We start from the raw sequence: 18,964 nt of genomic DNA, 5'->3' as shown, positions 1-18,964 counted from the left end.
CCTTACTCCAGCCCGTCCAGCAGCTCGTCGACCTTTTCCAGGGTCAGACGCTCATGGTAGTGACCGTTGATGACCATCATCGGCGCGCCACCGCAGCCGGCCAGGCACTCTTCCTCGCGCTTGAGGTAGACGCGGCCGTCCGGGGTCGATTCACCGTGCTTGATGCCCAGCTTCTTCTCGCAATGGCGCACGATGTCCTCCGCGCCATTGAGCCAGCAGCTGATGTTGGTGCAGATGGCCACGTTGTTGCGACCCACCTTCTCGGTCTCGAACATCGAGTAGAAGCTGGCCACCTCGTAGGCCCACACCGGCGGCAGGTCCAGGTACTTGGCCACGCCGGCGATCAGTTCGTCGGTCAGCCAGCCCTGGTTCTGCTCCTGGGCCGCATGCAGGCCCTGCAGCACGGCAGAGCGCTTGCGGTCCGGCGGGAACTTGGACAGCCAGTGATCGATGTGAGCGCGGGTCTTGTCGCTCAGCACCACCATCGGGTCGACGTCGCGCGCCGCCTCGAAATTACCTGTCGCCTTCATCGGCCGACCTCAGCGAAATGCATAACGTGAAATTCCAGAAACTGCGGCGCCGGCTTGCGCCGGCTGCCTGCAGCGGGCGTTGGCGTGGCGGACGGCATTACCGGTCAACCTCGCCGAACACCAGGTCGTAGGTACCGATCATCGCCACCACGTCGGCCAGCATGTGGCCGCGCACGATCGAATCGATCGAGGACAGGTGGGCGAAGCCCGGTGCGCGCAGGTGCACGCGGAAGGGCTTGTTGGCGCCATCGGAGACCAGGTAGCAGCCGAACTCGCCCTTCGGGGCTTCCACCGCCGAGTAGGTCTCGCCGGCCGGCACGCAGTAGCCTTCGCTGAACAGCTTGAAGTGGTGGATCAGCGCTTCCATGTCGTCCTTCATGTCCTCGCGCCTGGGCGGAGCGACCTTGAAGTTCTTCACCATCACCGGGCCCGGGTTGGCCTTCAGCCACGCCACGCACTGCTTGATGATGCGGTTGGATTCGCGCATTTCGGCAACGCGGACCAGGTAACGGTCGTAGCAGTCGCCTTCCTTGCCCAGCGGGATGTCGAAATCGACGGCATCGTACTTGGCGTACGGACGCTTCTTGCGCAGGTCCCAGGCAACGCCCGAGCCGCGCAGCATCACGCCGGTCATGCCCCACTGGTGAGCCAGTTCCGGAGTGACCACGCCGATGCCGACGGTACGCTGCTTCCAGATGCGGTTGTCGGTCAGCAGGGTTTCGTATTCGTCGATGCGCTTGGGGAACTCGACGGTGAAGTTTTCCAGGAAGTCCAGCAGCGAACCTTCGCGCGAAGCATTGAGCTGCTTCAGCGCCTTGCCCTTGTGCCAGCGCGATTCCTTGTACTTCGGCATGTGGTCCGGCAGGTCGCGGTAGACACCGCCCGGACGGTAGTACGCCGCGTGCATGCGCGCGCCGGAGACCGCTTCATAGCAGTCCATCAGCTCTTCGCGCTCGCGGAAGGCGTACAGCATCACCGCCATCGCACCCAGGTCGAGGGCGTTGGAGCCCAGCCACATCAGGTGGTTGAGGATACGGGTGATTTCGTCGTACATGGTGCGGATGTACTGCGCACGCTCCGGCGCCTCGATGCCCATCAGGGTCTCGATCGCGCGCACGTAGGCGTGCTCGTTGCACATCATCGACACGTAGTCCAGGCGATCCATGTAGCCGATCGACTGGTTGAACGGCTTGGACTCGGCCAGCTTCTCGGTACCACGGTGCAGCAGACCCACGTGCGGGTCGGCGCGCATGATGGTTTCGCCGTCCATTTCCAGGATCAGGCGCAGCACGCCGTGCGCGGCCGGATGCTGCGGGCCGAAGTTCATGGTGTAGTTGCGGATTTCCTGCCGTGCTTCGGCCGGATTGCTCGCGAACGCTTCGCGGGCCTGGTGGAACTCGCTCACTTCACTGCCTCCTGCGCGCGCTCGCCTTCTGCGGTCTGCAGACGGGCGTCGTCACGGATCACGCGCGGCACGCCGACACGCGGCTCCACCGAGGTGACCGGTTCGTAGATCACGCGCTTCTTTTCTTCGTCGTAGCGGACTTCGACATTGCCGATCAGCGGGAAGTCCTTGCGGAACGGATGGCCGACGAAACCGTAGTCGGTCAGGATCCGGCGCAGGTCCGGGTGGCCTTCGAAGATCACGCCATACAGGTCGAACGCTTCGCGCTCGAACCAGTTCAGGCCCGGCCAGATGCCGGTCAGCGAGGACACCACCGGCAGTGCTTCGTCAGGGGCGAAGCAGCGCAGGTGCATCATCAGGTTGTGCTGGTACGAACGCAGCTGGGCGACCACGGCGAAACGCTGGGTCGGCATGTGCTGCGGGCGGGCGCCGTCGGCACCGTTTTCCTCGGTGGGGAACTCGCCCCACGCGAAACGGCCCTGGGCCTTGCCTTCGACACCGCGGCTGAAGCCCTGCGAGGACACGTCGGCGGTGTCCCATTCGTCGGAGCCATAGCCAAGGTAGTCGACGCCGCAGAGATCCACGGCCTGCTCGAAACCAAACTCGTCACGCAGCGCCAGCGCGGTGGCATGCCACTCGGCGGCAGGCACCTCCAGCGTCACTTCGCCGCGGGGTTCGACCACGATGACCTTCGCACCAGCGAAACGTGCGGAGAGTCGGTCGATGAAGGATGCTTGCTCTGCCATGGGGGCTTGGCGCGCTCTTGTAGTGTGGAAGGGTCAGCGGGCGATGGTCTGTGTACGCCAGATCTTCTTCTGCAGCTGCAGGATCCCGTACACCAGCGCCTCGGCGGTCGGCGGGCAGCCCGGGACGTAGACGTCCACCGGCACCACGCGATCACAGCCGCGCACGACAGAATAGGAGTAATGGTAGTAGCCGCCACCGTTGGCGCAGCTGCCCATCGAGATGACCCACTTCGGGTCCGGCATCTGGTCGTAGACCTTGCGCAGCGCCGGGGCCATCTTGTTGACCAGGGTACCGGCCACGATCATCACGTCGGACTGACGCGGCGACGGGCGGAACACCACGCCGTAGCGGTCAAGGTCCAGGCGCGCGGCGCCGGCGTGCATCATCTCGACCGCGCAGCAGGCCAGGCCGAAGGTCATCGGCCACATCGAGCCGGTGCGCGCCCAGTTCAGCAGTGCGTCGACGCTGGTGGTGACGAAGCCCTTTTCCAGCAGCGGGTTGTCGCCCTCCGGCCGCAGGATGTCATCAACCCGGCCTTCCGGCGTGGGGTTGTTCATGAGGCCATCGAGAGTCTGAATCACTCCCATTCCAGCGCTCCCTTCTTCCAGACGTAAATGAAACCGAGGAACAGCATGCCGACGAACAGGCCCATGGTGACGAGCGAACGGGCGCCCAGTTCCATGAAGACCTGGGTCCACGGCACGATGAAGATGATTTCCAGGTCGAAGACGATGAACTGGATCGCGATCAGGTAGTAGCGCACGTCGAACTTCATGCGCGCGTCTTCGAAGGCTTCGAAGCCGCACTCATACGGCGACAGCTTTTCCAGATCGGGGCGGCGGGGACCGAGGAATCGACCAACCAGCATCAGCGTAATGCCGATACCGGTGGCAACGATCAGAAACAGCAGAGACGGCAAATATTCGGCCAGCACAGCGATTCTCTCTTGCCTCTGCCGCTGCGCCTGCAGGCGCTTTGGCATGGGGGAGTGGACGGGAATCTACCCGGCGCCTTGCGCGCCAGGCGAACCCGCTTTACTTACAAATGGTGCCCAAGAGGGGACTCGAACCCCTACGACCTAAGTCGCTACCACCTCAAGGTAGTGCGTCTACCAATTCCGCCACCTGGGCAAACGATCACATCAGACTATCTTCCCGATGCGCCGCGTATTGTAACCGGCTTCAGTGTTTCTGGGAGCCTTCCGAAGGCTTTTCTTCACCAGAAACCGAAGATTCCGCCTGAGCCGGCACATTGGCGGCCGGAACCGGGGCGGCCGGGACCGCATCGGCCTTCGGAACGGCCGGCAGTTCACCCGCCGGAGCCGCCGGGGCGGACGCCGCTGGAGCGGACATCAGACCCAGATCCTGGTCGGCCGCCGGGCGGGTGCCGTGACCGGCATACCAGGCCATGAAGAGGCTGATGCCGAAGAACACGACCGCCAGCCACTTGGTCGACTTGGACAGGAAGTTCGAGGCGCCGCGCGCACCGAACACCGTGCCCGAGGCACCGGCGCCAAAGCCCGAACCCGCCGCCGCACCCGAGCCACGCTGCATCAGGATCAGCGCGATCATGGCCACAGCGACCAGCACGTAGACGACATTGAGGATCAACATCAGCATTGGAAACCGCCCTCGGACAATACTTCTAGGATTAGTTCGCGGCCGCCGCCCCTGCGATGGCCAGGAAGTCCGCGGCCACCAGGGAGGCGCCGCCGACCAGCCCACCATCGACATCCGGCTGCGCGAACAGTTCCCCGGCATTGTCGGGCTTCACGCTACCGCCGTAAAGAATGGGCAGTGAATCAGCGATTCTAGCATCGATACGCGCGACTTCGCCACGGATGAACGCGTGCACCTGCTGCGCCTGCTCCTTGCTGGCGGTCTTGCCGGTACCGATGGCCCAGACCGGCTCGTACGCAACCACGGCATTGGCGAAGCCCTCGCCCCCGACCAGGGCCAACACCGGGGCCAACTGGCCGGCGATGACCGCCTCGGTCTGACCTGCCTCGCGCTGTTCCAGAGTCTCGCCCACGCACAGCACCGGCACCAGGCCGGCATGCAGGGCCGCGGCGAACTTGCGCGCGACCAGCTCGCTGCTTTCATGGTGGTACTGGCGGCGCTCGGAGTGGCCGACCAGGCCATAGCGGGCCCCGACCTCATGCAGCATCGCGGCGCAGACCTCACCGGTATAGGCGCCCTTCTCGTTGCTGCTGACGTCCTGGGCACCGAACACCAGGCCGGTGTCACCAAAGTCCTCGACCAGCTCGCCCAGGTACGGCAGCGGCGGCAGGATCACCACGTCCACCCCGTCCAGCGGCAGCCCGGCGGCCACCTGCCCCAGCAGTTCATTGGCGAATTGACGGCTGCCATGCAGCTTCCAGTTTCCGGCGACGATCTTGCGGCGCATGAGCGGGTGGCTCCTGTGTGAAGTCAGCCGGTCATGATACCCGTTACGGCAAAAATCCGTTTCCGTGTAAGCGGTTACATGGATTTTCAGCCAACGGCGCAGCCCCTCGTGGCGGGCCGGCTGGGTGGGGTTGATCGCGGAGAGCCCGGTTGGGTTGATGGGCTTGGCCGGGCGGGTAGGGCTGCGCAGGGGGCGCTGCAAGTACGTCCATGTAAGCTCGATCGCCGCATCCATGCGGCTCACGCCCCTGCGCAGCCCTACCCGCCCGGCCTTTGACACATTCCGGCGGTTCCGCCCGCCACGGAAAGAAAAAGAAGATCAAAAGCAAAAGCGGCATTGCGGGTAGCTGCCGGGGGCAGATCCCTTTTCCTGAGGAAAAGGGATCTGCCCCCTACCCCACTTCGATCTGACAGATCTCATCCACGCATGGCGTGGATCTACCGTGTCGACCAAGGTCGACACCTACCAACCGTCACCGGGAGACTGCCGAAGGCGGGGCGGTGTGGGTTGGCAGGACCGTTGGCGCCATGGATGGCGCCATCGAGCCCCCAGGGGTGAGGGCGCTTTGCTTGCGAAGCACTGCTTCGCAAGCGCCCGAACGCGCAGCCGCCAGCGGCTGGGCCGGACCGCGGAGCGGGGTTTACGGCGTCCCTGCCAGCCCACACCGCCCCACCCATCCAGCAGAAAACCAGAGCCGCTTCGGCTTCGGCTTCGGCTTTGGCTTTGGCCTCTGCGGGTGCAGGGTGCAACCCTGCCGAACACCCTCCGCTGCGCTCGCCGGGCCCAGCCCGGCGCTACCCGTAATGAAAAAGCCGCCTTTCGGCGGCCTTTTCATTACTTCAGCTTGATCTCGCGCAGGCGTTCCTCGAGGAAGCCGTGGGCGGTGATCGGCTCCGGGTACCGGCTCGGGTTCTCGGCGGTGATGCACGACGGCAGCACGTCGATCAGGAAGTCCGGGTTCGGGTGCAGGAAGAACGGCACCGAGTAACGCGGCTGGCGCGCCAGGTCGCCCGGGGGGTTGACCACGCGGTGGATGGTCGATGGGTACACATGGTTGGTCAGGCGCTGCAGCATGTCGCCGATGTTGACCACGATCGTGTCCGCGTCTGACGTAAACGGCACCCACTCGCCCTCGTGCGACTGCACTTCCAGGCCCGCGGCACTGGCGCCGACCAGCAGGGTGATGAAGTTGATGTCGCCATGGGCGCCGGCACGCACGTTCGGGATGTCGTCGGTGGTGATCGGCGGGTAGTGGATCGGGCGCAGGATCGAGTTGCCGAAGTTGGTCTTGTCGGCGAAGAAGTCTTCCGGCAGGCCGATGTGCAGGGCCAGCGCCGACAGCACGCGCGAACCCAGGTTGTCCAGCGCCTGGTACAGGCCGTAGCCGCGCTCACGGAAGCCCTCGACCTCGGTCGGCCACAGGTTCGGCGCCATCACGTCGCGGTACTTGGAGTCGTCGGCGATTTCACGCCCGATGTGCCAGAACTCCTTCAGGTCGAAGTGCTTGGAGCCCTTGGCGGTTTCCACGCCGAACGGGGTGTAGCCGCGGGCGCCGCCGCTGCCGGCCACGTGGTACTTGCGCTTGACCTCTTCCGGCAGGGCGAAGAAGGCCTTGAAGGCATCGTAGGCCGCATCGATGTCGGCCTGCGGGATGCCGTGGTTGCGGATGCCCGCGAATCCCCATTGGCGATAGGCCGCGCCCAGCTCGGCCACGAAGGCCTCGCGGTCGCTGTCGAAACGGGTGATGTCGAGGGTGGGGATCTGGCTCACAGCGGTTCCTGGCTTGTCATTGGGTCTGGAGGGCCAGCGCATTCATGGCCCGCATGAACATTGTGACAGATCGACCGGCGGACGCTACTCGATACCTGGAAACAAACCGATACAATGCGCGACCTGTGGCAACTTAACGATTCCATCACGTGTCGCCGCAGGCCCCCTCCGCGCCTCCTGACCGCCTGCCGACCTGCACTTCCATGCCCATCGTTCCAGATGCCGCCGCCACGTCCCTCGCAGGCCGCGCCCGTCGCTGGCGCCGGCTGGCGTGGTGGTCCCTGTTCGTACTGGGCAATGCCGTACTGGCGGCGATGGTCACCCTGGGCAACGTGCCGCTGCGCGACAACCCGGGCGGCGGCCAGGGCCTGGCCTACCTGGCGGTCGCCCTGCCCGGCCACCTGCTTGCCTTCGGCGCGCTGGCCGGCGTGCTGCCCCTGCTGCTGGGCCTGTGGCCGCGCAGCGCGCGTACGCTCAGCATCAGTGCGGTGCTGCTGCAGGGCCTGTGGCTGTGCCTGCTGCTGGTCGATGCCAAGGTGTTCACCCTGTACCGCTTCCACCTCAACGCCATGGTCGTGAACATGGTGTTCGGCGGCGCCCTGCAGGACCAGGTGGCGTTGTCGTGGAAGACCTGGGTGCAGGTCGGCCTGCTGGTGGCGGCCATCTTCACCGCCGAGGGCATCCTGGCCTGGGCCTGCTGGAAACTGCTGCCCGCCGCGCCACGTCGGCGGCGCGTCCTGCAGGGCTGGGCGCTGGTCGTGCTGCTGATGGCCGGCGGCCAGGTGGCCACTGCCTATTACGATGCCCGCGGCGATCGTGACGTGATCGCCCAGTGGAACTACCTGCCCTGGGCCCAGCCGATCACCGCCAAGAGCTTCATGCGCAGGCTGGGCGTGGTCAGTGAACAACAGGTCGGCCTGCCGGATCCGCGGCATGCGCAGCTGCTGTATCCGCTGCAGCCGCTGCGCTGCCAGAGTCCGCACCGCCCGAACGTGCTGATGGTGGTGCTGGAATCGCTGCGCCACGACGCCCTCACCCCACAGATCATGCCGAACACCTCGGCGCTGGCCGCGTCCGCGCGCGTGTACGACCGGCATTTCAGCACCGGCAACGCCACCCGCTATGGCCTGTTCGGCCTGCTCTACGGCCTGCCGGGCGGCTACTGGCCAAGCATGCTTGACGAGCAGCGCGGCTCGCAGCTGTTCAAGGTGCTGGGCCAGCAGGGGTACGACCTGCATCTGTATGGCAGTGCGCCGCTGTACAGCCCGGAATTCGACCGCACCGTGTTCGCCGACGTGCGCGAGCAGCTGCACCAAGGGCCCTCGCAACTGGGCTCGGAAGGACGCGACAGCAGCATCGTCGCCTCGCTGCGCAAGGACATCCGTGCCAGCCAGGCGACGCACACCCCGTGGTTCGGCTTCGTGTTCCTCGATTCCACCCATGCGCCCTATCACATGCCGGCCGGCTACCCGCCGCTGGCAACCCCGATGGCGCAGGCCATCGACTTCCTCAGCTTCGGCCCGGACCACGACCCGACTCCGGAACTGAACCGCTACCGGACCGCCGTGCATTACGCCGACAGTCTGGTCGGGACCCTGCTGGACGACCTCCGCGCGCAGGGCCTGGACCAGGACACCATCGTGCTGGTTACCGGCGACCATGCCGAGGAGTTCAACGACCTGAAGCTGAACTACTGGGGCCACAACGGCAATTTCTCCGACTACCAGCTGCAGGTGCCGTTCGTACTGCACTGGCCAGGCCAGGGCAGCGGCCACGAGGCCCGCACCAGTTCGCACGAGGACTGGGTGCCAACCCTGATGCGTCATGCACTGGGCTGCGAGAACGCGCTGACCGACTTCAGCACCGGACAGGATCTGCTGGCCGAACCCGCCGGCGAACGTGCGCTGGTGGTGGAAAGCTGGTCGCAACGCGCCGTGCGCCATGGCGATGCCATCTACGTATTCGACAAGTTCGGCAACGCCACCGCGCTGGATCTGCAGTACCGCCCTCTCCCGCAACAGGCCCCGGATGCCGCGGCCGTCCGTACCGCCTGGGAAGCGCTGACCCGCTTCCGCAACCGCTGACCACAAAGGATGGTTTCCATGAATCGCCCGCTGCGTATCCTGCATACCGAAGCCGCCAAAGGAATGGGCGGCCAGGAGATCTACATCTTCCGCCACATGCAGGTGATGCGTGCGCGTGGGCACCAGGTGTCCCTGCTGTGCCAGCCCGACGCCCGGCTTGCCCAGCTTGCACGCGATGACGGCTTCACCGTACATACCCTGCGCATGGGCGGTCTGGCGCGGCTGCTGCGCGGCATCGGGTCGGTATCGCGCCTGGTGCGGCGCGAGCGCTACGACGTGGTCAACACCACAAGCCGCCGCGACACGATGATCGCCGCAGCCGGCGCGCGCCTGGGCGGCACACCGCTGGTGGTGCGCTCGCGCCACCTGATGAGCCCGGTCAACTCGCTGCTGACCTATACCGGCCTGCCGCACCGGATCATCACCGTCAGCGACTTCGTCAAGCGGCTGCTGGTCGACCGTGGCATCGCCGCCGAGCGCATCGGCATCGTACCGCCGATGGCGACGCCCCCGCGCTGGGACACCCCCGAGCAGGGCGATCCCTGGAAGAACCTGCAGGACACCCGCTCACAGGTCCGCGGCGAGCTGGGTTTCGCCGAGCGCGACATCGTGGTCGGCTGCGTGGCCGTGCTGCGCGAGCCCAAGGGCCATGCCGAGCTGCTGCGCGCCATTGCGCCCCTGTGCAAGGCCAACCCCGACCTTCACCTGGCCGTGGTGGGTGACGGCGAACCGGTCATGGGTCGCCTGCAGGCGCTGCGCAGCGAGCTCGGCCTGGACACGCAGGTTCATCTGCTCGGCTTCCGCAGCGATGCCCACCGACTGATGGCCGGCTTCGATATCTTCGCGCTGGCCACCCACAAGGAAGCCTCGGGCACCGTGTTCCTCGAGGCCGCCCAAGCGGCACTCCCGATCGTCTCGCATCATGTTGGCGGCGTGCCTGAAATGGTGGTGGAAGGCAGCAATGCCATCCTCACCCGGCTGGGCGACGACGCGGCACTCACCGGCGCATTGCGGCTGCTGGTGGATGATCCGGAGCGCCGCCGGCAGATGGGCCGCGCCGGTTGGGACTGGATCCGCAGCAGCCCGCGGTTCAACGCGAGCGGCCACGGAGAGGCCACCGAAAATTATTACCTCCAATGGTTGAAGGAGCTGGGTCATGGCTAATGCCAGAACCGTACCGGTGCTGATGCACCACCATGTCAGCAACTCGCCGGGCATGATCACCGTATCCCCGGAAAACTTCGAGAGCCAGATCGCCTGGCTCGCACGCACCGGCTGGACCTCGCTGACGCTGGACCAGTACGCCGGCTTCCTGGCCGGCAAGCCGGTACCGCGCAAGTCGATCGTGATCACCTTCGATGATGGCTATCTGGACAACTGGGTCTATGCCCATCCGATCCTGCAGAAGTACGGCATGCATGCGGTGGTGTTCGTGGTCACCGGCTGGATGCACGAAGGCCCGATCCGTCCGCATGCAGGCATTGCGGGCGCCGAGCTGCCGGTCACGCCGGAACATCGCGCCTGCGAAGACCTGATCTACAAGCAGGGCCGCAGCGATGAGGTGATGATGCGCTGGAGCGAAGCGCGTGCGGCGATCGAAGCCGGCACGTTCGAGGTCCACTGCCACACCCACAGCCACACCCGCTGGCTCAAGCGCGATGACCTGGACCGTGCACAGCGCCGCGAAGGCATCAGCGGCGATCTGGCCATGGCGAAGCAGACGCTGCTGGAAAAGCTCGGCGAAGTCTCCGATACGCTGTGCTGGCCCTATGGCGACTTCGACGATGACTACATCGAAGTGGCACGCGAACAAGGCTTCCGCTACCTGCACACCACCCACCCGTTCGGCCGCAACGTGGTCGGTGGCGATCCTGAGCGCATCTATCGCTTCGCGATCCGCAACCGCCCGGCCAGCTGGCTGCGCAAGCGCATCGCGTGGAGCTACAACCCGCTGATCGCACCGATCTTCAACGGCTTCAAGGCGCGTCAGAAGAAGATGGCGCCGGGCCCGTAGATGGTTACCTCCCTCCCTGCAGCGGCAGCATCCGGTTTACGAATGGATTCCAAGGAACAGTGAAGGCAATGAACGTCCTGGTGACCGGCGGTGCTGGCTATATCGGCTCGCATGCGTGCGTCGAACTTCAGCAGCAGGGGCACAGCGTGGTGATCGTCGATTCGCTGTGCAACAGCGATGTAGGCGTCATCGAGCGCATTGGCAGGATCACCGGTACGGCGCCGACCTTCGTGCAGCTCGACATCCGTGATCGGGCGCGCATGGCCGCCCTGATGCAGGCGCACGCGATCGATGCCGTCCTGCATTTCGCGGCCCTCAAGTCCGTCGGTGAATCCCAGCAGATTCCACTGCAGTACTTCGACAGCAACATCAGCGGCTCGATTGCCCTGCTCGGTGCCATGCAGGATGCAGGCGTGCCGTTGCTGGTATTCAGCTCTTCGGCAACGGTATACGGCAACCAGGACCGCTGCCCGGTGGCCGAGACTGCCTCGACCTGCGCGATGACGCCCTATGGGCGCACCAAGCTGGTGGTCGAGCAGCTGCTCGCCGACCTGGCGGCAACGGGCCAGGGCCTGCACATCGCGACGCTGCGCTACTTCAACCCTGTCGGCGCCCACGCCAGCGCGCTCATCGGCGAGCTGCCACATGGCACGCCAAGCAACCTGATGCCCTATATCGCGCAGGTCGCGGCCGGCCTGCTGCCGGAAGTGCAGGTCTTCGGGGATGACTATCCGACCCATGACGGCACCGGCGTGCGCGACTACATCCATGTGCAGGACGTCGCCAGCGCCCACGTGCTGGCCCTGCAGTTCCTTCGCGACCAGCGGCGCAGCATCACGCTCAACCTCGGCACCGGCCAGGGCCACAGCGTGCTGGAACTGATCCAGGCCTTCGAGCGGACGACCGGTGTCCATGTTCCGTTCCGCATCGTCCCACGCCGCAGCGGCGACATCGCCGTGAGCTACGCCGATGCAACGCTGGCCCTGCGCGAGCTGGGCTGGAAGGCCCGCCACGATCTCACCGACATGTGCCGGGACACCTGGAAGTGGCAGCGGGCGATGGCACAGGCCACGCAAGGTACAGTGCCAACGCACCTGCCCGCGCGCTGATGCGGGCAGGTACCCAATGGTCAGAAGAAGCGCCCGTACACCACCTGCACGATCTCACCATTTCCGGTGCTGATCAGCAGCGCATCCGGGCCATAGCGCACCCATTCGTAGCCCATCGGCGGCATGTCCAGGCCGAACAGCCAGAAGTCGTTGAGGATGTAGTCCCCCACCCAGTACGGGCGCGGCAGGATCTGGCCGTAGTGCCAACGCTGGTAGGCATAGCCCATCGGCGGATGATAGGGCCCGATGCGGAAGGCATGGTCGGCGCGGAAGTTGTGTCGGTAGTCGTCGCGGAACGCGGGCCGCGCATTGCCCAGTTCACGGGGGCGTTCCATCCGCGGGTAGCCCCAGGGCGCCCGCATCGGTTCTTCGCGCGGTGCGGACATGTGCGGCCCGCCGTCAGGGCGGCGCTCGGCACTGGCGATGGAGATGCCACCCAGCAACGGCATCACCAGCAGCGCCCCTGCCAGCAGGCGGCGGCTGTGGCGCAGTGAGGGGTTCATGGTCAGGGTCCTTGCAACAGAAGAAGAAGGATGGAGCGCGGTCCGCTCCGACCGGCTCCCCGCCCGCGCAAGACCTGCGTGATTGCAAGGGAGCCTGGTACCGGGAATACGCTGCGGGTCGTTCAAGATGCGTCACAAAGCGCCCAGCCGCAGCTGAACATGCTTACCGGTCGTGCATCGTTCAGCCACTGCCGCCGGAAAGCAACATGGCCGCAAACGCGGCCATGTTGATGTTTCAGCTTGTACCGCCGCCGCGACTCAGGCGGCTTCACGCACCGCTGCAGACAGCCGATCCAGCGTTTCCTGCATCAGCGTGGCGTCATCGGCCTCCACGGTAACGCGCACCACCGGCTCGGTACCGGACGGGCGCAGGAACGCACGGCCACGGCCGGCCACCGACTGCTGCGCGGCCGCCAGCGCGGCCTGCACCCTGTCGGCCTGCACGACGGCCTTGGCCGAGACATTGCCCAGCCGCACGTTGACCGTTTTCTGCGGTACCCGCACCAGGCCCTTCAGGGCCTGCCGCAGGGTCTGACCGCTGTTGCGCAGTGCCACCAGTACCTGCAGGGCGCTGACAATGCCGTCGCCGGTGGTGGCCCGGTCCAGGCACAACAGGTGGCCGGAGGCCTCACCGCCGAGAACACCATCGCCTTCAACCAGCGCCTGGTGCACGTAGCGATCTCCAACATTGCTGCGCAAGAACGGAATCTGCAGATCGGCAAATGCCTTCTCGACGCCGTAGTTGCTCATCAGCGTGCCGACCACCGGGCCACGCAGGCGGCCTTCGGCCTTCCACGCACGGGCGAGGATGTACAACAGGTCATCGCCGTCCACCGGGTTGCCCTGGTCGTCGGCCATCAGCACGCGATCGCCATCACCGTCGAAGGCGATGCCGAGATCGGCACGGGTCTCGCGGACCTTCGCCGCCAGGTTGTCGATATGAGTGGAACCCACACCGGCGTTGATGTTCACGCCATTGGGCTCGGCACCGATGCCGATCACCTCGGCCCCCAGTTCGCGGAACAACAGCGGCGCGATCTGGTAGGTGGCACCGTGCGCGCAATCCAGTACCAGGCGCAGGCCACGCAGGTCGAAGGTGCGCGGCACACTGGCCTTGCAGAACTCGATGTAGCGGCCGATCGCCTCGCGTGCGCGGAATGCCTTGCCCAGCTTTTCCGACTCAGCCGTGGTGAACGGAACGTCCAGTGCCGCTTCCAGGGCCAGCTCGGTGGCATCGTCGAGCTTCTCGCCCTGGGCGGAGAAGAACTTGATGCCGTTGTCGTAATGCGGATTGTGCGAGGCACTGATGACGATACCGGCGTCCACGCCCAGCGTACGGGTCAGGAAGGCCACGGCCGGCGTCGGCATCGGTCCCAGCAGCTGCACATCGGCACCGGCCGCGACCAGGCCTGCCTCCAGCGCCGCCTCGAACATGTAACCGGAAATGCGGGTGTCCTTGCCGATCACCACGATCGGCCGGCGCCCGTCCTGGCCACGTTGGGCGACCAGCACGCGGCCCAGGGCATTGCCCAGGCGCAGCACGAAGTCGGCCGAGATCACCCCCTGGCCGACCCGTCCGCGGATGCCGTCCGTACCGAAGTACTTGCGGCCTCCCATCAAGCCACCTGCGGCGCCGGCTGCCGACCCAGCATGGCCAGCAGGTCGGACAGGCGGTCGCGCAGTTCGCGGCGATCGCAGATCTGGTCGATGGCGCCGTGCTCCAGCAGGAACTCCGAACGCTGGAAGCCTTCCGGCAGCTTCTCGCGTACGGTCTGCTCGATCACGCGCGGGCCGGCGAAGCCGATCAGTGCCTGCGGTTCGGCGATGTTGATGTCGCCCAGCATCGCGAACGACGCCGACACGCCGCCGGTGGTCGGATGGGTCAGCACCGAGATGTACGGCAGGCCGGCTTCACGCAGCTTGCCCAGCGCGGCCGAGGTCTTGGCCATCTGCATCAGCGAGAACAGGCCTTCCTGCATGCGCGCGCCGCCGCTCTGCGAGAAGCACACGTAAGGCGCGCCGATCTCCACTGCGGTTTCAGCGGCCAGCGCGAAACGCTCACCCACCACCGAGCCCATCGACCCCCCCATGAAGGCGAAATCGAACGACGAGGCGACCAGCGCACGCCCCTTGAGCAGGCCGCGCATGGCGATCAGCGCGTCATACTCACCGGTGTTCTTCTGCGCGATCTTGATGCGCTCGCTGTACTTCTTCTGGTCCTTGAACTTGAGCAGGTCGGTCGGCCCCAGGCGCGCACCGATCTCGGTGGTGCTGTCGGCATCGAACAGTGCCGCCAGGCGCGCGCGCGCGCGGATCGCCATGTGGTGGCCGCACTTCGGGCAGACCTCCAGGTTTTCTTCCAGCTCCGGACGGTACAACGCGCTGCCGCAGTTGCTGCACTTTTCCCACAGGCCCTCGGGGACACTGCGCTTCTTGCTGGGGGTGTTGTCGGTGCGGATGCCGGACGGCATCAACTTGCTGAGCCAACTCATGCGGGAGGACACTTCCGTTCAGGGCGGCCCGGGGGCCGCAAAGGCGGACAGTCTAGCTCCGCTTTCCCTGCCCGTGCACCCCCTTGCCAGCCATGGGGCAGCCGGAAAAAACCATGCTGGGACGTACGTTTAGGTGCTGGTGGCGCCGGGCATGCCCGGCGGATGTCCTGCCTGCCGCACCGCCGGGCATGGCCCGGCGCTGCCATTACGCGTCCAGCGCCTGCCGCAGCGGGGCAAGGAAGGCGCCGGCACGCTGCGCGGCGTCGTCGGCCGAGGTTGCTTCGGCCAGCGCTGCCACCAGTGCGCTGCCGACCACCACGCCATCGGCCTGGCGCGCCATCGCCGCAGCACTGGCCGCGTCCTTGATGCCGAAACCGGCCACCACCGGTACCGACGCGCGCGCGCGCAGGGCCTGCAGGCGGGCGCTGGCGGCGTCACTGTCCAGCCGCTCGGACGCGCCGGTAACACCGGCGAAACTCACGTAATAGAGATACCCGCGGGCCAGCGCGAGCAGCTTGTCGGCGCGCGTTTCGCTGGTGGTGGGCGAGGCCAGCAGCACCAGCGCCAAGCCGGCCGCATCGAACGCCTGCTGCGCTTCGCCGGCTTCTTCCGGCGGCAGGTCGACCAGCAGCACGCCGTCCACGCCCGCCGCCACCGCCGCCGTGGCGAATGCCGCGTAGCCATGAATCTCCACGGGATTGAGATAGCCCATCAGCACCACCGGCGTCTGCGTATCGCGCTCGCGGAACTGCGCCACTGCCTGCAGCACGTAGCGGCTGCCTGCTCCCCGTGCCAGCGCGCGCTCGGAGCTGCGCTGGATGGTCGGGCCATCGGCCATCGGGTCGGAGAACGGCACGCCCAGTTCAATCACATCGGCACCGGCCTCGACCAGGGCGTGCATCACCGGCACAGTCGCCTCCAGGGAAGGATCACCGGCGGTGACGAAAGGGATCAACGCCTTGCGGCCAGTGGCACGCAGGCGGGCGAAACAGGCATCGATACGCTCAACGGACATGTCAGGTACATCCTTCAATCAGGTCAACGGCGCCGCTGGCGCCCCAGTACATTCTTGATACAACGCCATCGACGATCCCCACGCGGATCGCCAGGTCCGAGCCCGGGTCCTGCCAGAGCAGGCTCTCACCCGCTTCGGGATCTTCGCCATAGGGCTGCGCGGTGGCGCCGGGAGGAAGCCGTTCCAGCACCTGGGCACGCGGCATGTCCAGGCGCAGGCCGAAGGGCCCCGGCTGCACCACCACCTGCCCGGAATCATCGATCGGGGCCAGGTCAAAGCGCACCACGTCGCCGTCCTGCACCATCATCGCCACGCCCTCCGGCAGCGTGCCGCGCTCGTAATACTCACAGCGACCCTGCGTGGCCTCGTACAGGCCGGCCGAATGCCACTGGCCATCGGCCTGCACTTCGCCGAACTGCTGACCGATCAGCACATCGCCCGCATGGTCCAGCGCCACCGAAACGACGGCCGGTGCACTGCCCGCATCGACGGCCGCAGCAACCACGGGCGCGGGCGCATCGTCGATCGGACGGTGGGCCATGTCGTCATTGCTGGCCGGATGCTGCGCCGCTGCGATGGCCGCCGGTGCCGCCGGCGCGGGCGCCAGCACGGGCGGATCGGGCGGTGTGCAACCGCCCAAGCCCACCACCAGCACCAGCGCGCCACCATGGCGCAGCATCGGATTCACAGCTCCAGACCTTCTCGCGCTGCGATGGTATGCACATCCTTGTCGCCACGGCCGGACAGGTTGCACAGCACGATCTGGTCGCGCGGCCGCTCGCGCGCCAGCTTGATTGCCTGCGCCAGCGCATGGCTGGATTCCAGTGCCGGCAGGATGCCTTCGGTGTGGGCCAGAAGATGGAAGGCCTGCAGCGCTTCCTCATCGGTGATGCCGAGGTAGCGGGCGCGGCCACTGTCGGCCAGGAACGCGTGCTCCGGACCGACGCCGGGGTAATCCAGGCCGGCCGACACCGAATGGGTTTCGATGATCTGGCCATCGTCGTCGCACAGCACATAAGTGCGGTTGCCGTGCAGCACGCCCGGGCGGCCAGCAGCGATGGACGCGGCGTGGCGACCGGTATGGATGCCGTCGCCGGCCGCTTCGGCACCGACGATCTCGACCTGGCGATCGTTGAGGAAGGCATGGAACAGGCCGATGGCATTGCTGCCGCCGCCCACGCAGGCGGTGATCGCGTCCGGCAGGCGGCCGTATTCGGCCAGCATCTGCTCGCGCGCTTCGCGGCCGACGATGGCGTTGAAATCACGCACCATGCGCGGATACGGATCCGGGCCGGCCACGGTGCCGATGATGTAGAAGGTGTCCTGCACGTTGGTCACCCAGTCGCGCATCGCTTCGTTGAGCGCGTCCTTCAGGGTGGCCGAGCCGGAAGTGACCGGCACCACCGTCGCACCGAGCAGCTTCATGCGGTAGACGTTGATCTTCTGCCGCTCGATGTCGGTGGCGCCCATGTACACCACGCATTCCAGGCCCAGCCGCGCGGCGACGGTGGCACTGGCCACGCCATGCTGCCCGGCGCCGGTCTCGGCGATGATGCGCTTCTTGCCCATCCGCGCCGCCAGCAGCGCCTGGCCGATGGTGTTGTTGATCTTGTGCGCGCCGGTGTGGTTCAGGTCTTCGCGCTTGAGCAGGATCTGCGCGCCGCCGACATGGTCGCTCAGGCGCTGGGCGTGGTAGATCGGGCTCGGCCGGCCCACGTAGTGCGCCAGGTCGCGGTCGTAGGCAGCCTGGAATGCCGGGTCCTGGCGGGCCTGGTCATAGGCCTGGGCCAGTTCCTGCAGCGGGCCGACCAGGGTTTCGGCAACGAAGCTGCCGCCGTAGCGGCCGAAATGGCCCTGGGCATCCGGGAAGACGTGGTAGTCGGCAATGGGGGAGACAGACATGGATACGACCGGTGGTTCAGACAGGTGGATACTCTAGCGCACAGGTCATGACCGGAAAATCGATATTATCTGGCGTATATCGTCAGGAAATCTCACATGAGCACATCCCTCCTGCCCCCGCTCAATGCACTGCGTGCGTTCGAAGCCGCCGCCCGCCTCGGCGGGGTCGGCCGCGCCGCGCAGGACCTGCATGTCACCCATGGTGCAGTCAGCCGGCAGTTGAAGCTGCTGGAGGATCACCTTGGCATGGCGTTGTTCCAGCGCGCCGGCCGGGGCCTGCGCCTGACCGCCGCGGGCACCCGCCTGCAGGCAGCCTGCAGCGAGGCCTTCAGCGGCATCGAGGACTGCGTGCGCGAGTTGCGACGACCGGCGGCCTCCCCGGCGCTGGTGCTGGGGTGCAGTGGCAGCGTGCTGGCACGCTGGATGATTCCCCGGCTGCCCGCGCTGCAGACCGCGCTGCCCGGCGTGCGCCTGCAGTGGTCGGCGCTGGATGGCAGTTTCACCGAGGCGCAGGCCGCACTGGATGCGGTGTTGCTGCTTGCGCAGGGGCCGTGGCCACGTGGCTGGCAGATACGTGAACTGGCCCCGGAGCGGGTTGGCGTGGTGGTTGCACCCTCGCACCCGGCCGCGCAGCGCCTGCGGCATGCACCGCCTGCAGCACTGCTGCAGGAGACACTGCTGCATACCCACTCACGGCCGCAGGCGTGGCCGGCATGGGCACAGGCGCACGAGCTGAACGTGTCGAAGCTGCAGCTGGGCACGGCCTTCGAGCATCTGTACTACCTGCTGGAAGCCGCGGTCGCCGGGCTGGGTCCGGCGATCGCGCCGGAGCCGCTGGTGGCCGAAGACCTGGCGGCAGGCCGCCTGGTCGCCCCCTGGGGCTTTGCCGCCACCGGCGGCTTCTGGGTACTGGCATGGCCGGATGGCCCGGCCAATCCGCGCGTGGAAGCACTGGCGGACTGGGCGAGCCAGCAACTGCGCTGACAA

At 66.5% G+C, this 18,964-nt stretch carries 19 protein-coding genes and 1 tRNA gene; 5 read left to right on the top strand and 15 right to left on the bottom strand.

All coding sequences use genetic code 11. The features are described from left to right. Window positions 1-2 precede the first annotated feature (2 nt). From nuoE to AC5P8Z_RS07255, 9 genes are all read right to left on the bottom strand, one after another. The gene (gene nuoE / locus AC5P8Z_RS07295) at window positions 3-530 is read right to left on the bottom strand and encodes an NADH-quinone oxidoreductase subunit NuoE (protein WP_005410460.1); all 528 of its coding nucleotides are present in this window, start codon (window positions 528-530) and stop codon (window positions 3-5) included. A gap of 97 nt (window positions 531-627) precedes the next feature. Continuing rightward, window positions 628-1,935, bottom strand: a complete 1,308-nt coding sequence (locus AC5P8Z_RS07290; protein ID WP_286069231.1) for an NADH-quinone oxidoreductase subunit D — start codon at window positions 1,933-1,935, stop codon at window positions 628-630. Next, window positions 1,932-2,681 (bottom strand): NADH-quinone oxidoreductase subunit C, encoded by a 750-nt coding sequence (locus AC5P8Z_RS07285; protein WP_005410462.1) that lies wholly within the window; start codon window positions 2,679-2,681, stop codon window positions 1,932-1,934. Before AC5P8Z_RS07285 ends, AC5P8Z_RS07290 begins: the two co-directional genes overlap by 4 nt. 33 nt (window positions 2,682-2,714) lie before the next feature. Beyond that, the gene (locus tag AC5P8Z_RS07280) at window positions 2,715-3,269 is read right to left on the bottom strand and encodes a NuoB/complex I 20 kDa subunit family protein (protein WP_005410463.1); all 555 of its coding nucleotides are present in this window, start codon (window positions 3,267-3,269) and stop codon (window positions 2,715-2,717) included. Next, window positions 3,260-3,616, bottom strand: coding sequence for an NADH-quinone oxidoreductase subunit A (locus AC5P8Z_RS07275; RefSeq protein WP_005414075.1), 357 nt, complete (start codon window positions 3,614-3,616; stop codon window positions 3,260-3,262). Before AC5P8Z_RS07275 ends, AC5P8Z_RS07280 begins: the two co-directional genes overlap by 10 nt. A 111-nt stretch (window positions 3,617-3,727) precedes the next feature. Continuing rightward, a tRNA-Leu gene (locus AC5P8Z_RS07270) sits at window positions 3,728-3,812 on the bottom strand. Window positions 3,813-3,863: 51 nt separating this feature from the next. Beyond that, a complete protein-coding gene (gene secG / locus AC5P8Z_RS07265; RefSeq protein ID WP_075076296.1) occupies window positions 3,864-4,301 on the bottom strand; it encodes a preprotein translocase subunit SecG in 438 nt (145 codons plus the stop codon). A gap of 31 nt (window positions 4,302-4,332) precedes the next feature. After that, a complete protein-coding gene (tpiA, locus tag AC5P8Z_RS07260; RefSeq protein ID WP_295565113.1) occupies window positions 4,333-5,088 on the bottom strand; it encodes a triose-phosphate isomerase in 756 nt (251 codons plus the stop codon). 834 nt (window positions 5,089-5,922) lie between these two features. Continuing rightward, complete coding sequence (locus tag AC5P8Z_RS07255) at window positions 5,923-6,900, bottom strand: isopenicillin N synthase family dioxygenase (protein ID WP_286069234.1); 978 nt, start codon at window positions 6,898-6,900, stop codon at window positions 5,923-5,925. A gap of 161 nt (window positions 6,901-7,061) precedes the next feature. On the opposite strand from AC5P8Z_RS07255, the gene AC5P8Z_RS07250 reads away from it, so the two are divergent. The 4 genes from AC5P8Z_RS07250 to galE all read left to right on the top strand — a co-directional run bounded on the left by AC5P8Z_RS07250 (window position 7,062) and on the right by galE (window position 12,065). Next, complete coding sequence (locus tag AC5P8Z_RS07250; RefSeq protein ID WP_495228601.1) at window positions 7,062-8,942, top strand: DUF3413 domain-containing protein; 1,881 nt, start codon at window positions 7,062-7,064, stop codon at window positions 8,940-8,942. 18 nt (window positions 8,943-8,960) lie between these two features. Further along, the gene (locus AC5P8Z_RS07245; protein WP_495228599.1) at window positions 8,961-10,106 is read left to right on the top strand and encodes a glycosyltransferase family 4 protein; all 1,146 of its coding nucleotides are present in this window, start codon (window positions 8,961-8,963) and stop codon (window positions 10,104-10,106) included. Next, window positions 10,099-10,956 carry a polysaccharide deacetylase family protein gene (locus AC5P8Z_RS07240; RefSeq protein ID WP_495228598.1) on the top strand — a complete coding sequence of 286 codons (858 nt, stop codon included), beginning with the start codon at window positions 10,099-10,101 and terminating at the stop codon, window positions 10,954-10,956. The genes AC5P8Z_RS07245 and AC5P8Z_RS07240 overlap by 8 nt, the downstream gene beginning before the upstream one ends. Before the next feature lie 68 nt (window positions 10,957-11,024). After that, the gene (gene galE, locus AC5P8Z_RS07235) at window positions 11,025-12,065 is read left to right on the top strand and encodes a UDP-glucose 4-epimerase GalE (protein ID WP_495228596.1); all 1,041 of its coding nucleotides are present in this window, start codon (window positions 11,025-11,027) and stop codon (window positions 12,063-12,065) included. Window positions 12,066-12,085: 20 nt separating this feature from the next. On the opposite strand, the gene AC5P8Z_RS07230 is transcribed toward galE, so the two are convergent. The 6 genes from AC5P8Z_RS07230 to trpB all read right to left on the bottom strand — a co-directional run bounded on the left by AC5P8Z_RS07230 (window position 12,086) and on the right by trpB (window position 17,977). Beyond that, window positions 12,086-12,568 carry an RcnB family protein gene (locus AC5P8Z_RS07230; protein WP_495228595.1) on the bottom strand — a complete coding sequence of 161 codons (483 nt, stop codon included), beginning with the start codon at window positions 12,566-12,568 and terminating at the stop codon, window positions 12,086-12,088. Window positions 12,569-12,826: 258 nt separating this feature from the next. After that, complete coding sequence (glmM, locus tag AC5P8Z_RS07225; protein WP_495228593.1) at window positions 12,827-14,185, bottom strand: phosphoglucosamine mutase; 1,359 nt, start codon at window positions 14,183-14,185, stop codon at window positions 12,827-12,829. Then, entirely contained in the window at window positions 14,185-15,060 is an 876-nt protein-coding gene (gene accD, locus AC5P8Z_RS07220) for an acetyl-CoA carboxylase, carboxyltransferase subunit beta (protein WP_019660593.1), read from the bottom strand. The genes glmM and accD overlap by 1 nt, the downstream gene beginning before the upstream one ends. A gap of 205 nt (window positions 15,061-15,265) precedes the next feature. Next, complete coding sequence (gene trpA / locus AC5P8Z_RS07215; protein WP_495228592.1) at window positions 15,266-16,075, bottom strand: tryptophan synthase subunit alpha; 810 nt, start codon at window positions 16,073-16,075, stop codon at window positions 15,266-15,268. A gap of 1 nt (window position 16,076) precedes the next feature. Then, a complete protein-coding gene (locus tag AC5P8Z_RS07210) occupies window positions 16,077-16,763 on the bottom strand; it encodes a hypothetical protein (RefSeq protein WP_495228591.1) in 687 nt (228 codons plus the stop codon). Then, window positions 16,760-17,977, bottom strand: coding sequence for a tryptophan synthase subunit beta (trpB, locus tag AC5P8Z_RS07205; protein ID WP_495228589.1), 1,218 nt, complete (start codon window positions 17,975-17,977; stop codon window positions 16,760-16,762). The genes AC5P8Z_RS07210 and trpB overlap by 4 nt, the downstream gene beginning before the upstream one ends. A gap of 96 nt (window positions 17,978-18,073) precedes the next feature. Between trpB and AC5P8Z_RS07200 the strand changes: the two genes are divergently transcribed. Continuing rightward, window positions 18,074-18,961 (top strand): LysR family transcriptional regulator, encoded by an 888-nt coding sequence (locus AC5P8Z_RS07200; RefSeq protein ID WP_495228587.1) that lies wholly within the window; start codon window positions 18,074-18,076, stop codon window positions 18,959-18,961. The last annotated feature ends 3 nt before the right edge of the window (window positions 18,962-18,964 follow it).

Source organism: Stenotrophomonas sp. YJH_SMC_17 (genome assembly GCF_059371655.1).
This window is presented reverse-complemented; position numbering and strand designations above follow the sequence as displayed.